The following is a 12,871-nucleotide window of genomic DNA, read 5'->3' as shown; positions in this document are numbered from 1 at the left end:
TCTCCGGCGGTCGCGCCACCGCCGGAGGGCCCGCTTCAGCCGCCCCAGCGGTACTGGCGCATGTCGATGCGCGCGCCGTCGGCCAGCACTCCCTCGGCGCGCAACAGCTCGAGCTGCCTGCTGCGCAGGTGCTCGGCGACCGTGCCGTTGGCCCGCAGCACCCGGTGCCACGGCAGGTCGGCGGAGTCCTCGGCCATGATCCGGCCCACCAGCCTGGCCGAGCGCAGCCCGGCGAGCTCGGCGACGTCGCCGTAGGAGAGCACCTTCCCCGGCGGGATGGCGGCGACGACGGACCGGACCTGCTCCAGGGTTTCCTCGTCCACGAGCCGAAGGTACCGGCGGCGACCGACCGGGGCAGCCGAGGGCCGAGGTCGGTCAGCGGCCCAGCTTCGGCAGTTCCTCGGCGACCAGCCGCACCAGTGCCCCGGTGCGCGCCCGGTCGGGCATCACGTAGGGCAGGCCCGCGGCAGCGATCGGGGCCGCGGTCACCGGACCGACGCAGGCGATGAGCACCTTCTCCCGCAGCAGCTCGCGGAACCGCCCGCCGCGCCCGGTGCGGTCGGCCCGGTTGAGCAGGTTCGTCGCGGCCGGGGCGCTGGTGAACGGCAGCGCGTCGACCTCGCCCGCCAGCACCGCGTCGATCAGGTCGTCCAGCGCGGGCAGGTCGAGCGGGTCGGTCCAGCGGTACACGGTGACCGGTACGACCTCCGCGCCCGCGTCGCGCAGCTCCGACTGGAAGCGCAGCATCGGGTCGCCGTGGACCTGCAGGACGATCCGGGCGCCCGAGACGCCCCGGGCCAGCAGGTGGTCGAGCACCTCGGCCGACTCCTCCGCCGGGGACGTCCACTCCTCGAGCAGCCCGGCGCCGCGGATCGCGCCCTTGGCCTTGGCCCCGCGCGCCAGCAGCGTCGCCGACCGCAGGTGCTCGACGAGCCGGTCGCGCACGCCGTTGGCCTCGGCGGCCTCCAGCCAGCCCCGGAAACCGACGCCGGTGATGGCGATCGCGATGTCGACCGGCGCCGACAGCACCTCGCTGGTGGCCGAGGCGAGCTCGCCGTCCTCGGGCAGCGGCACCGTGTGCATGGCGGCCCCGTACAGGACGCGGGCACCGCGGCGGGACAGCAGCCCGCCGATCTCCTCGGCCTTGCGTTCCGCGGTGACCCCCACGGTGAAGCCGGTCAGGGGTTGTTGCTCGTCATGCACCCCGACATCGTCACACACCGGTGCCCGCGGTTCACCGGTTCCTCGCCGCCGCCCGGAGCCCCAGGCCGGTCACGAACCCCAGCAGCGGGAACCCCACAACGATCACCGAGGCGGCGAGCAGATACCGCCCGAGAGCGGTGGCCGGATCGAGCAGCGCGCCAAGGTCCACGAGCGCCCGGTGCACCAGCGCCGGCGCAGGGGTCTCGGCGGTCTGGAGCGGAAGCCGCGCACGCAGCAACGGCGCCAGCCAGCTCGTCAGCAGGGCGGCTCCGAACGCGGCGCCGAGCACTGCGGCCACCGGGGCCAGTGGTGCCCGCGTGACCCTCGCCCACGCCGCCGCGGTCAGCGCGATCCACCCCGTCGTCAGCCAGCATCCGCCGACCACCGCGAAGCACCACAGCAGTTCCAGCTCCCATTCCAGGGCCAACGGGAAGATGCCGAGCGCCGAGTGCACCGGTGTGACCACGACACCGAGAACCAGCCCCGCCGCGAACGCCGTGCCGAGCGCGGTGCCCCGGCTCCTCCCGCGACTCATCCGGGCGAACAGCACCGACCGCCACACGGCGAACGCGAGCACGAGGCCGACGGGGACGGTGAGCGCGGCGAGCTGCCAGCCCGCGTACCGCACCTCCTCGGCCAACAGCTCCGGCAGGGCGAGCTGCTGGAGCACGGTCGGCCAGCCCAGCCCCGCGACCAGTCCGAGCGCCAGGAACTCGCCCGCGGTGGACCTCAGCAGCGGATGCCATCCGTTGACCGCGTCCCTGCGCTGGGCCGGGCTCGGGTGCAGGCGCAGCCACCGGTGCGCCCACCGGTCGTGGTCCTTGCGATCGAGCACACCGAGCAGTCCGGCCGCGCTGCCCGCCCAGTGCACCGAACGCAGGTCCGCGTGGTGTTCGCGGCTGCGGAGCACGGAGTTGCGCACGAGCAGGGCGATTCCCGAGGTCAGCACAAGCTGCCAGACGGTGAGCCACGGGTCGTAGCCGTCTGCGAAGTCGTCGTCGAACAGCAGCAGCACCCCGACCGGCACCAGCACGCCGAAGACGAACGACCGCCACACGGCGAGGGTCAGCGTGGTGAGGTCGATGTCGCGGTTGCGGACGTGGGCGAGCTCGTGGAGCACGATCGCGCGGAAGGACTCCGGATCATTACCGGCGAGCACCAGCAGGCCGCGGTTGAGCGCCACGTACCGGCGTCCGGGCAGGCCGAAGGCGACGCCGCCGACGCGCGGATTCAGCACGTCCAGCAGGAAGACGACCCGCACACCGGCCAGCGCGCAGCACTCCCGCAGCGTTCGGTCCAGGCCGGGGATCGAATCCAGCCGCAGGCGCACCAGCCGGCGGCGGCGGATCCGCAGCACCGGGGCGAGGAAATACTGGACGAGCACCAGAACCAGGAGGATCAGCAGCACGAACAGCGGAGTCGGCAGCGGCAGCGGGTTCGGCGCGAAGAAGCACCCGAAGTGCCCGTCCAAGAGCTCCCGGACCGTGGCACCCTCCACTCCCCAGATGGCCCGGCTGTACTGCCACCAGACCTGGAGACAGCCCGGTCCGCCGCCGCCCCATTCGCGGGCCAGCTTGGCCAGGACGTAGGAGTCGGCGGTCCGGGTCGTCGTCGTGATGACGCACAGCAGCAACACGACGAACCGCAGCAACGTGCCCGAGGGCAGCAGGAAAGCCAGCGACCTCTCGTCGCCCCGGCTACTCGGCCCCATCGGGCAGACTGAGGCGGCCCACGATGGCGTCCGCCATGATCCCCGCCTCCCGGCGCGGCACGTGGAACGCCCGCGCCTGCTCGTAGGCGCGTTCCCGCACCCTGCGCAACTGCTCGGGAGTCAGGGCCGGCACCTCGACCTCCACGGACTCCTGCTGGCCCGCGGAGTCGTCCGGTGGTTGCAGCCGCCGGAAGAACCGCTTCGTCCAGGCCCGGATCGTCGACGAGGACTCCTCGCGCACCGACGACCGGACCTCCAGCGCGACGAAGACCGCGGCCGACTGCGCGGCCGCGAGCGCGCCGAAGGTGAGCACCGACAGCGCGGTGTCGAGCCCGAACCCCAGCGGGTCGTCGAAGCCGCGGTCGCCGCGCGCCGGCCGCCGCAGGTACTCGTCGCAGGTCTCCTCGAAAAGCGGCAGCTCGTCGGGCGCGGCCGCCTCCACCGCGCTCCTGCCCAACGCCGCGACCAGCCGCTGCTCCGGTGTGCGTGTCCCCACCCTGCCTCCTCCGCTCGACCCCCGGAGCGAATTATCGGCCACCACAACGACATTCCGTGCCGTTGCGCGACGGGAAAGGGATCAGAGCACTTCGAGGACCATCTGGGAGGCGTGCTCGAGACCGCCGAGCGAAGCCGTCGTGGACCGCGGGTGCAGCGCGTGGACGGCCAGCCGGAACAGCAGGGCGCGCAGCAGCGCCTGCGGCCACTCCGAGAGGTGCGACCAGCGCTCGACGATCGCCGGGTCCGAGCCGCCCCAGGCCAGGGCGTCGATCACCACGACCGCCGAGGCCCACTCGGCGGGACGCCAGTACGGGGAGAAGTCGATGATGCCGGGCGGCGCGTTGCCCGCGAAGAGCACGTTGCCGAACAGGTCGCCGTGCACCACCTGCGGGCGCAGCTCCACCTTGCGGCGGGACGCCGCGAGCACGTCGTAGAGCCTGCCGCCCTTGTCGGACTGCAGCGGGTACTCCTCCTCGCCCCAGGCCATCCGGTCGGCCAGCGCGTAGATGTCCTGGCGCGTGGCCAGGAACCGCGGCCTGGCGAGGAACCGGCTCGCCGCGTGCAGCCGCAGCGACATCGCCACGACCTCGTCGTGGCGGGGCTCCGGGCGGCCCGCAAGGTCCCGGCTCGCCGACCAGCCCGCGACGACCCAACGGCCGTCGGTGGAGCGGACGGGGCGGGAAACCCGGACGTCGTCGGCTTCCAGCACGTCGAGGGTCTGGGCGACCCACGCGGCCTCGGCGGTGTTCGCGGCGGGCTTGAGCACGACGTCGCCGCAACGCCAGGCGACCGCTCCGTCGAGCAGCTCGGGTTCCTCGACGCGCGCACCGAACGCCGCGCGCACGTGCGGCGGGGGCGGCTCCGGCGTAGCAGTCACGGGCGAGACGCTACCTCGACCGAACGCTTTTCCACAGCGGACGCTCCGAGAAGCGCCGCGTGGCCGGGCGATGGATGTCACATCGCCCGGCCACGCGTGGAAAGACCTGCCTCGGTCAGTAGGTCGGCAGGCTGGTGTCGACCTGGTTCGCCCAGCCGAGCACACCGCCGCCGACGTGCACCGCGTCGGAGAAGCCCGCCTTGTGCAGCGCTGCCAGCGCCTCCGCGGACCGGCCACCGGACTTGCAGTGCAGCACGATCTTGCGGTCCTGCGGCAGCTCCGACAGCGCCTCCCCGGACAGGATGCGGTCCTTGGGGATCAGCTTCGAGCCCTCGATCTTGACGATCTCGTACTCGTGCGGCTCGCGGACGTCGATCAGCTCGAACTTCTCGCCGCGGTCGAACATGTCCTTGAGCTCGCGCGGGGTGATGGTGCTGTTAACCGCCGCCTGCTGCGCCTCGTCGGAGACCACGCCGCAGAACGCCTCGTAGTCGATCAGCTCGGTGATCGGCTCGGCTTCGGGGTCCTTGCGGATCTTGACGGTGCGGTAGCTCATCTCCAGCGCGTCGTAGATCATCAGGCGGCCCAGCAGCGTCTCACCGATGCCGGTGATGAGCTTGATCGCCTCGTTGACCATGATCGAGCCGATCGACGCGCACAGCACGCCGAGCACGCCGCCCTCGGCGCACGACGGCACCATGCCGGGAGGCGGCGGCTCGGGGTAGAGGTCGCGGTAGTTCGGGCCGTGCTCGGCCCAGAACACGCTGGCCTGGCCCTCGAAGCGGAAGATCGAGCCCCACACGTAGGGCTTGCCGAGCAGCACGGCCGCGTCGTTGACCAGGTAGCGGGTGGCGAAGTTGTCCGTGCCGTCCAGGATCAGGTCGTAGTCCCGGAAGATGTCGAGCGCGTTCTCCGAGGACAGGTGCGTCTGGTGCAGGTTGACCTTGACGAACGGGTTGACCTCGGCGATGGAGTCGCGCGCCGACTCCGCCTTCGGCCTGCCCAGGTCGGACTGGCCGTGGATGACCTGCCGGTGCAGGTTGGACTCGTCCACCTCGTCGAACTCGACGATGCCGAGCGTGCCGACACCGGCCGCCGCCAGGTACAGCAGCGCGGGGCTGCCGAGCCCGCCGGCGCCGACGACGAGCACCTTGGCGTTCTTCAGCCGCTTCTGGCCGTCCATCCCGACGTCCGGGATGATCAGGTGGCGGCTGTAGCGCGCGACCTCTTCCTTGGTCAACTCCGCCGCGGGCTCGACCAGCGGCGGCAGTGACGTTGCGCCGGACATCTCCCAGCTCCTCCTCCATGGTCGGTGACCCGCGGCCACGTGCGTGCACGCGTCACAGGCACCACAAGCGTTCGCGAAGGCGCCGAAAGCACCTCACGAAATCTGCAACGCCAGCCTGGCGGATCGTCTTCCGAGACCCAAAATACTCCCACCATCCGGGACGGATCCCGGGTCGCGGACGCCCGGAGGGCGGCGTGGGTCACTCCGCACGGCCGGGCGGGGCACCGGTCAGGGGCCGCCGTTGCCGCCGACCGGGAAGGGCCAGGCGTTGTACTTGCACACGAAGCCGTTCGCCGGGATGAACGTGCCCTGGTCGGCGACCTTGTTCAGCTCGTGCAGCTCGTTGTTGGAGACGCTGAAGGTCTGCTGCATCATCACCGGCGCCAGCCCGCCCTGCGCGGGGCACCCGATGTGCCCGTTGCCGAAGACGTGGCCGACCTCGTGGTTGATCGCGTAGCGCCGGTAGCTGCCGGAGTCGCCCTCGAACGACACCGCGCCCCGCACCCAGCGCGCGGCGTTGATGTAGACCATGTCGCCCTTGCGGCACGAGCTGTCGAACGGCACGCCGTTGGAGAAGTCGCAGGCCTCGCGGGCCGTCTGCTGGCTGACCAGGATGACGCGGAAGTCCGGGCGCTGGCCGGTGCGGTCGACCCGCTCCAGCGCGATGCCGCCCGCCTGCGGGTTGGTCCAGCTCCGCGGGTCCGACAGCGTCTCCTGCACGAGGTTGCCGAAGCTGTCGTTGCCCTCGGAGAGCTTGACCCCGACCTCGACCTCGACGGTGTAGCGGTACAGGTCGCCCTGGCCGATCCGCGGCGACGTGCCGGGCAGCACCTCGAAGGTCCGGGCGCCGAACTCCGGCACCGGCGCCCCGGGAGGAAGCTCGGCCGAGAACATCTCCGGCGCGAAGGTCTGCCCCGGCGGCGCCTCGGTCACTATCGGCGCCGCGGGCCCGGTGTCGTCGTTCGGCGGGTTCATCTCGATCGCCCGGCCCCCTTCGGGCGGCCGGACGGCCTGGAACACCGCCAGCGCGCTGACCACGACCAGCAGCGGCACCGCGTAGATCCGCCAGCCGTAGCGCCCCAGAACGCGCCTGCGGCGCGAGGGCTTCGGTGACTCGTCGCCGGCGTCGCCGTCGTGCTCCGCGGTGGGGTGCCAGGAGGCGGCCAGCGGCTCGGCGCTGCGTTGCGAGCGGTGGCCTTCCGTCCGGTTGGAGACCACGCGGCCGCCTCCTCTGCCCGACGACGGCTTGCGGGGTTCGGAGGCGCGCGGTCGGTGGGGCGGGCGGGTCACGGTCATAAGAGTGCCACAGCGCGGGAGGCGTCCCGCCCGAGGCGCTGGGCACTCCGGGTGATCGAATTCCCCCAGATCACACGATATGGCGCAGTTCGGTCATGATCTTCGGCTATCGGGCCGGAGCAGGGCGGGTGAGTTGTCACACCCACCACTTCCGGCACGCCGGTAGCGTCCGGAACGAGTGAGATCGATCCTTCGCGCGAGCGCCGGCGACCATCGCTAACCTCATGCGATCACGGTGCGGAACCGGTCGGCTGCGCCGAGGGCGTCCCGGCTCCACCAGGTCGGGCGATGCGACCTCGGTATCGGGGACTACCGACGAGTAAAGTCAGGACCCGGGGGCCGGGTGGTCACCGGCGAACCACTGAAGGAACCGGGTGGAGGCAAGGATGACGGAAACCGCGCAGCCGACCCGAGGCGTCCGGTTGCCCCGCGACGCGCGCCGGGCCCAGCTTCTCGACGCCGCCCAGCACGTCTTCGTGCACAACGGCTACCACGCCGCCGCGATGGACGACATCGCCGAGCGCGCCGGCGTCAGCAAGCCGGTCCTCTACCAGCACTTCCCGGGCAAGCTCGAGCTCTACCTGGCGCTGCTGGAGACCCACGGCGGCGAGTTGGTCCGCCGTGTGCGCCAGGCCATCGAGTCCACCCCGGACAACAAGCACCGGGTGCGCGCGGCCGTCGCTGCGCTCTACGAGTTCGTCGACACCGAGGGGCAGGCGTTCCGCCTGGTCTTCGAGTCCGACCTGCGCAGCGAGCCGTCGGTGGAGCAGGCGGTGCAGAACGCGCTGTCCGGCTGCATCGACGCGGTGGCCGAGGCGGTGACCGCCGACGCCGGGCTCGACCACGAGCGCGCCCGGCTGCTGGCGGTCGGCCTGGTCGGGCTCAGCCAGGTCACGGCCAGGTACTGGCTCGACGCCTCGCAGACCGTCTCGCGCGACGAGGCGGTGACCCTGATGTCCACCCTCGCGTGGAAGGGCATCTCGGGCTTCCCGCTCCAGGCGGGCTGACCGCCCCCGGAGAGCTCCGGAGGTCGCCCGGAACGACGACGCGGCGCCCGGCGGGCTTGCCGGACACCGCGCTCCGTCCCGGCGGTCTGGGTTCTGTTCACAAGCGGCGGAGCCGCGTGCGGTGTGGGACTCAGCTGGACCACCCGCGGGTCCTCAGCCGTCTTCTCGCGAGGACGTCTTCGACGCCGCGTTCGGACATACGTCAGTCGGAGATCTCGGAGCGAGAAGGCGGCCGAGGTTCCGCCAAGCGACCCACTACGCAAGCCACATCCGAAACATGTCCCAGCTAGGCGCTGCCGGCCTCGGCAGCGCTCGCGGCCTTGGCGGTCTTGGGCCGAGGCTCGGCCTTGGAGCCGCCCCTGCCCTCCGATGCGGAGCCGGTCGCCGCCCGCACCACACCGGCGATGCGGGCCGTGACCTCCACGTCCCGTTCGAGCGGCAGCATGTGCCCCGCCCCCGCGTAGACCGTGAACCTGGCGTGGGGCAGCGCTTCGGCGAGCCGGACGGCGTGCGCGTACGGCGTCAGCCGGTCCGCCAGGCCCACGAGCACCACCGCGGGCACCGACCGGAAGTCGTCCAGCGCGGCGAGCCGGTCGTGCTCGGCGAGCGAGTCGCGGAAGGACGCCATGTTCGACGGGTTGCACCCCGCGACCCAGTCCGCGGCGGACGCGACGTCGGCGGCGGTGGGCCGCTGCCCGAACAGCAGCCAGCGCAGTCCCGGCCGCAGGGCGGCCGACCGCTTGCTGAGAACGCGTCCGCGGGCCGCGGCCAGCCGGACGCGGACCCGGCGCTCCAGGCGGTTGGCGACCGCGGCGACCGGACCGGGCAGGCCGAGGGCCGGCGCCACCAGGTCACCGCAGGACGTCCCGACCAGGGCCACTCCGGCGGCCCGCTCCTCGAACACCGCGCGGTGCCGCTCGGCGAAGGCCATCAGGGTCATGCCGCCCATGGAGTGGCCGACGAACACGATCGGCCCCTCCGGGACGCGTTCGCGCACCACGTCGGCCAGGTCGTCGGCGCACTGCTCGATCGTCGCGCTGCCCGGCGGCGCGGGGTCGCTCTCGCCGTGGCCGCGCAGGTCGTAGCGCACGATGCGGACCGGCGCGCCCACGGCGGCGGGCAGCCCGGCCACCACCCGGTCCCAGGTGTGCTTGGAGAGGGTCCAGCCGTGCACCAGCACCACCGTCACCGGCGCGTCGCGGTCGCCCTCCTCCAGCACCCGCAACCGGGTGCCGTCGCAGGTGGTGAACATGCCCGGCGCGGTGGCGGGCAGCGTCGCGGTCATCGAACTCCCCCGGGTCGTCATCGGATCAGGTTCGCCTTCTTCCAGAACCGCATGCCGGGCTTGCCGACCAGACCCGCCTCGTCGAGGAAGGCCATGATCTTCTCGCCGCCCCAGTGCAGCGTGTCGAGGAAGTGCGGGTTCCGCCACGCCGCCCGGTGGGCGTCGCGGGGGCGCAGGCCGACCGCCTTGTAGACGTTGGGGTTGATGAGGCTGAAGCAGATCGCCCAGGACACCAGCGCGGTCCAGTACTGGTGGTAGGCGCGCTCGGCGGGATTGCACTCGGCCATCCGGCGCACGACCTCCTCGCGGGCGAAGGTGACGTGCCTGGCCTCCTCCAGCACGTGGATGCGGTTGACCATCCGGACCAGCGGCTGGACGTCCTCGTCGTTCATCTGGTCGCGCTGGAACCGGTCGAGGATCTCCTCGGCGACCAGGATCGAGGCGTAGGCCGACGGCCCCTTCAGCACCGCGGGCAGCACGCGTCCTCCGAGGTGCAGCAGCGGGAGCGGGCCGTAGGCCGGGGCGCCGACCCGGTCGACGGCCTTGGCGAACATCGTCGAGTGCCTGCACTCGTCGGCGATCTCGGTCAGGGCGTACTGGGCGTGGTTGGTGCGGGGGTCGCTGACGTAGAACTCCTTGAGCAGCATCTGCATGAGCAGCACCTCGAACCACAGGCCGTTGGAGGCGATGCTGGCGAACTCGTGCTTGGTCAGCTCGATGCGCTGCTCGTCGCTGAGCCCGTCCCACATCGGCGTGCCGTACAGCGAGCTGCGGTGGAACGGGATGTAGGGCTTGCCCTCGGCCAGCGGCGCGTCCCAGTCGATGTCGACCTCGGGGTCGTAGCTTTTCTTCGCCGACGACCTCAGCAGTCTGGCCGCTGTCCTCTCCCGGTCGTTGACCTGCAAGGTCCTGCTCATCTCGAGTGCTCACCTCTCCCTGTCCGGAGGACACGCCGTTGCATGTTACTTCCGGTAACAGTTACCTTGGGTAGCGTGAGCCACATCTCCCGACCTGTCAAGGCCGCCGGCGAGGGGCGCGGGGACGCCCGCCGCGAGCGCTGGCGCGAGCACCGCCAGGCGCGCCGCGCCGAGTTCGTCGAGGCCGCGGTGCGGGCCATCCGCGAGCACGGCGCCGACGTCGGCATGGACGAGATCGCCGCCACGGCGGGGGTCAGCAAGCCGGTCCTCTACCGGCACTTCAGCGACAAGAGCGACCTCTACGTGGCGGTCGGCGAGTGGGGCGCCGAGCTGCTGATGAACCGGCTGCGGCCGGCGCTGGGCGGGCAGGGCAGCCCGAACGAGCGCATCCGCCGCATCATCGGGGTGTACCTGGGGGTCATCGAGGAGTTCCCCGACCTCTACCGCTTCGTGGTGCGGCGCAACTTCACCGACCGGCCGGTGACCCAGGACCCGGTCGTGGCCGAGAAGACCGTGATCGCCAACTCGCTGTCCCGGCTGCTCGGCGAGTACATGCGGGCGCTGGGCCTGGACTCGGGCGGGGTCGAGGCGTGGAGCCACGGCCTGGTCGGCATGGTGCAGGCCAGCGGCGACTGGTGGCTGGACCGCCAGTCGATGAGCAGGGAGAACCTGACCGACTACCTCGCCCAGATCATCTGGTACGGCATCGACGGCGTGCTGCGCTCGGCCGGGATCGTGCTCGACCCCGACGAGCCGCTCGAGCTGGACGCCGTGCTGCGGGTCGTGCCCGACGGGGAGGACGACTCACCCGACGACCCGCCCGGACTGGCACTGCACCGCTGACCGGCGGATGCACAGGACCGGACAGCACCGGACCGGCGGGAACGGCAGCGACGTGGAGAAAGGTGGCGACGTGCGGGAACACGATCACGACGAGGACGACTACCGGGGCCCGGCCACGGTCTTCGACGAGAGCCGGGAGATCGGCGTCCAGGTGGTGCTGCGCGGGCACTTCGAGCCCATCGACGGGCGGTTCCACTGGTACGGCCGCGTCGCCGCGAGCGAGGCGGTCGACGAGCTGACCGGAGGCCGAAAGGCGCAGGTCGTGCTTCGCACCCCGGACGGCGATGCGGTGGGCACGCTCGCGGACCCCGACCCTTGGGGCCGCTACCGGATCACGGGAGTCGGCCGCCCGCCGTTCGCGGTCGAGACCAGCCTCGCCGACTGAACCGGCCAGGCGAAGGCTCCGGGCATGCGAAAGCGGCTTTGGGCTGTGACGTCACAGCCCAAAGCCGCCTGGGCCCGCGTCAGCGGACGCCGAAACCGACCCGGGTCGTCTCGGTCGGACCGATCTCGACGTAGGCGACCTTGGCCGAGGGGACGATGACGCGCTTCCCCTTCTCGTCGGTCAGCGCCAGCACGCCGTCAGCGTTCTTCAGCGCGTCGGCGACCAGCGCTTCGACCTCGTCCTGGGACTGACCGCTGGCCACCGTGAGCTCGCGCGGGCTGTCCACGACGCCGATCTTGACCTCCACGCCGAACCTCCAGTTGGCACTCGTATCCGATGGGCACGGTCAGGCTATCCCAGCTCCGCGCCACCGGGCCGTCCGCGCACCGCGAACACCGGCCGGCGCGACGGACCCCCGCGCCGCCGGCCCTCCGCTCCGCGGCGACGGGCCCTGCGCGGCGCGCGCCCGCTCAGCCCAGGCCCAGCCGGGCCATCCGCTTGGTGTGGTTGTTCTGCAGCCTGCGGAACATCGCCGCGATGCCGGTCAGGTCGCCGGAGCCCTTGATGATCAGCTCCGCCAGCGCGTCGCGCTCGGCGACCACCCGCTGGGCCTGGGTCACCGCCTCGCCGAGCAGGCGGCGGCCCCACAGCGTCAGCTTGTCCTTCAGCGTCCGGTCGCCCGCGCAGGCCGCCTGGACCTCCCGCTCGGCGAACGCCGAGTGCCCGGTGTCGTCGAGCACGGTGAGCACCAGCTCCCGGGTCGCCGGGTCGAGCCACTCGGCGACCTCCCGGTAGAAGTCGGCCGCCAGCCCGTCCCCCACGTACGCCTTGACCAGTGATTCCAGCCACGAATGCGGGGCCGTCGAGGCGTTGAAGTCGTCGAACGGAGCGACGAAGGGCCGCATGACCTCCTCGACCGCGACCCCGCGGCCCGCGAGCTGGTCCTCGAGCATGCGGTAGTGGCCGATCTCGGCCGCGGCCATGCTCGCCAGGGCCGCGCGGCCGGTCAGCGTGGGCGCGGTGCGCGCGTCCTCGGCGAGACGGTCGAAGGCGGACAGCTCCCCGTAGGCGAGCGCCGCGAGCAGGTCGACGACACCTTCGTCGTAGCGGTCCTCCTCGTCGCGCTGGTCGGTTCCCGATGGCGCCCCGGCGCCCTGCTCAGCCTCACTCATGACCGCGAGCGTAACCGGCTGCACCACACATCAGCATGAACTGTGGCGCGAGCAGGTATCCTGGGACCGCATGGTGTCATGCGGTGCGGTTCCTCCCGCGATCCCGCTTCGGGGGCCGGGGCCCGCCAGACCCGCGGTCCAGGCGTCCGGCCTGACCTCCAAGACGGTCCGGGAACCACCGCTGCCAGCGCGTACGCAGCCCGAGTGCGGGGCGGCCGGTGAGCCCGGCGGGCCCGCCGACTCGCAGGTTCCCGCGCTGTGACGCCTGGCTGGAGAAACCTGACAGCGGATCACGCCGCTGATCGAACGAAGGCGCGCACCATCACGTCAGTGAGCACGAGCCGGAAGGGCACAGCCCCGCCAGACGCAGGTCTGGTGGACACGGGCGG

14 protein-coding genes are annotated in these 12,871 nt (G+C 72.0%); 3 read left to right on the top strand and 11 right to left on the bottom strand.

The window, feature by feature from the left end; genetic code table 11:
- Window positions 1-35: 35 nt before the first annotated feature.
- The 7 genes from SACE_RS05245 to SACE_RS05215 form a co-directional block, all read right to left on the bottom strand.
- Window positions 36-323 (bottom strand): MGMT family protein, encoded by a 288-nt coding sequence (locus SACE_RS05245; RefSeq protein WP_009946604.1) that lies wholly within the window; start codon window positions 321-323, stop codon window positions 36-38.
- A gap of 52 nt (window positions 324-375) precedes the next feature.
- On the bottom strand, window positions 376-1,203 hold the full coding sequence (locus SACE_RS05240; RefSeq protein WP_009946606.1) for a uroporphyrinogen-III synthase: 828 nt from the start codon (window positions 1,201-1,203) through the stop codon (window positions 376-378).
- 31 nt (window positions 1,204-1,234) lie between these two features.
- Complete coding sequence (locus SACE_RS05235) at window positions 1,235-2,914, bottom strand: M48 family metallopeptidase (protein WP_009946607.1); 1,680 nt, start codon at window positions 2,912-2,914, stop codon at window positions 1,235-1,237.
- Window positions 2,901-3,410: a hypothetical protein gene (locus SACE_RS05230; protein ID WP_009946608.1), complete on the bottom strand. Its 510-nt coding sequence runs from the start codon at window positions 3,408-3,410 to the stop codon at window positions 2,901-2,903. The genes SACE_RS05235 and SACE_RS05230 overlap by 14 nt, the downstream gene beginning before the upstream one ends.
- An 81-nt stretch (window positions 3,411-3,491) precedes the next feature.
- Window positions 3,492-4,289 (bottom strand): TIGR02569 family protein, encoded by a 798-nt coding sequence (locus SACE_RS05225; RefSeq protein ID WP_011873245.1) that lies wholly within the window; start codon window positions 4,287-4,289, stop codon window positions 3,492-3,494.
- A 115-nt stretch (window positions 4,290-4,404) separates the two neighbouring features.
- Window positions 4,405-5,577: an adenylyltransferase/sulfurtransferase MoeZ gene (gene moeZ / locus SACE_RS05220; protein WP_009946610.1), complete on the bottom strand. Its 1,173-nt coding sequence runs from the start codon at window positions 5,575-5,577 to the stop codon at window positions 4,405-4,407.
- A 228-nt stretch (window positions 5,578-5,805) separates the two neighbouring features.
- A complete protein-coding gene (locus tag SACE_RS05215) occupies window positions 5,806-6,795 on the bottom strand; it encodes a DUF3152 domain-containing protein (protein WP_009946611.1) in 990 nt (329 codons plus the stop codon).
- 464 nt (window positions 6,796-7,259) lie between these two features.
- Here SACE_RS05215 and SACE_RS05210 point away from each other — a divergent pair, with 464 nt between their 5' ends.
- Window positions 7,260-7,880, top strand: coding sequence for a TetR/AcrR family transcriptional regulator (locus SACE_RS05210; protein WP_009946612.1), 621 nt, complete (start codon window positions 7,260-7,262; stop codon window positions 7,878-7,880).
- A gap of 286 nt (window positions 7,881-8,166) precedes the next feature.
- On the opposite strand, the gene SACE_RS05205 is transcribed toward SACE_RS05210, so the two are convergent.
- Together SACE_RS05205 and SACE_RS05200 are read right to left on the bottom strand one after the other, a co-directional pair.
- Entirely contained in the window at window positions 8,167-9,165 is a 999-nt protein-coding gene (locus SACE_RS05205; RefSeq protein WP_009946613.1) for an alpha/beta fold hydrolase, read from the bottom strand.
- A 17-nt stretch (window positions 9,166-9,182) separates the two neighbouring features.
- Window positions 9,183-10,082 carry an AurF N-oxygenase family protein gene (locus SACE_RS05200; protein WP_009946614.1) on the bottom strand — a complete coding sequence of 300 codons (900 nt, stop codon included), beginning with the start codon at window positions 10,080-10,082 and terminating at the stop codon, window positions 9,183-9,185.
- A 75-nt stretch (window positions 10,083-10,157) separates the two neighbouring features.
- Here SACE_RS05200 and SACE_RS05195 point away from each other — a divergent pair, with 75 nt between their 5' ends.
- Both SACE_RS05195 and SACE_RS05190 read left to right on the top strand, forming a co-directional pair.
- Window positions 10,158-10,925: a TetR/AcrR family transcriptional regulator gene (locus tag SACE_RS05195; protein WP_009946615.1), complete on the top strand. Its 768-nt coding sequence runs from the start codon at window positions 10,158-10,160 to the stop codon at window positions 10,923-10,925.
- Between the two features lie 70 nt (window positions 10,926-10,995).
- Window positions 10,996-11,310 (top strand): DUF4873 domain-containing protein, encoded by a 315-nt coding sequence (locus tag SACE_RS05190; protein ID WP_011873243.1) that lies wholly within the window; start codon window positions 10,996-10,998, stop codon window positions 11,308-11,310.
- A 79-nt stretch (window positions 11,311-11,389) separates the two neighbouring features.
- Here SACE_RS05190 and SACE_RS05185 read toward each other — a convergent pair whose 3' ends face one another.
- Both SACE_RS05185 and SACE_RS05180 read right to left on the bottom strand, forming a co-directional pair.
- Window positions 11,390-11,617, bottom strand: coding sequence for a DUF3107 domain-containing protein (locus SACE_RS05185; protein ID WP_009946618.1), 228 nt, complete (start codon window positions 11,615-11,617; stop codon window positions 11,390-11,392).
- A gap of 163 nt (window positions 11,618-11,780) precedes the next feature.
- Window positions 11,781-12,482, bottom strand: coding sequence for a ferritin-like domain-containing protein (locus SACE_RS05180; protein WP_011873242.1), 702 nt, complete (start codon window positions 12,480-12,482; stop codon window positions 11,781-11,783).
- Between the last annotated feature and the right edge of the window lie 389 nt (window positions 12,483-12,871).

This window comes from Saccharopolyspora erythraea NRRL 2338, from assembly GCF_000062885.1.
In the GTDB taxonomy this organism is placed as follows: Bacteria; Actinomycetota; Actinomycetes; order Mycobacteriales; family Pseudonocardiaceae; genus Saccharopolyspora_D; species Saccharopolyspora_D erythraea.
This window is presented reverse-complemented; position numbering and strand designations above follow the sequence as displayed.

What these genes read in the sequence shown, in the direction of transcription:
- SACE_RS05235 (WP_009946607.1), bottom strand. Translation starts at nt 2,914, where the DNA reads ATGGGGCCGAGTAGCCGGGGCGACGAGAGGTCGCTGGCTTTCCTGCTG.
- moeZ (WP_009946610.1), bottom strand. Translation starts at nt 5,577, where the DNA reads ATGTCCGGCGCAACGTCACTGCCGCCGCTGGTCGAGCCCGCGGCGGAG.
- SACE_RS05210 (WP_009946612.1), top strand. Translation starts at nt 7,260, where the DNA reads ATGACGGAAACCGCGCAGCCGACCCGAGGCGTCCGGTTGCCCCGCGAC.
- SACE_RS05205 (WP_009946613.1), bottom strand. Translation starts at nt 9,165, where the DNA reads ATGACCGCGACGCTGCCCGCCACCGCGCCGGGCATGTTCACCACCTGC.
- SACE_RS05200 (WP_009946614.1), bottom strand. Translation starts at nt 10,082, where the DNA reads ATGAGCAGGACCTTGCAGGTCAACGACCGGGAGAGGACAGCGGCCAGA.
- SACE_RS05180 (WP_011873242.1), bottom strand. Translation starts at nt 12,482, where the DNA reads ATGAGTGAGGCTGAGCAGGGCGCCGGGGCGCCATCGGGAACCGACCAG.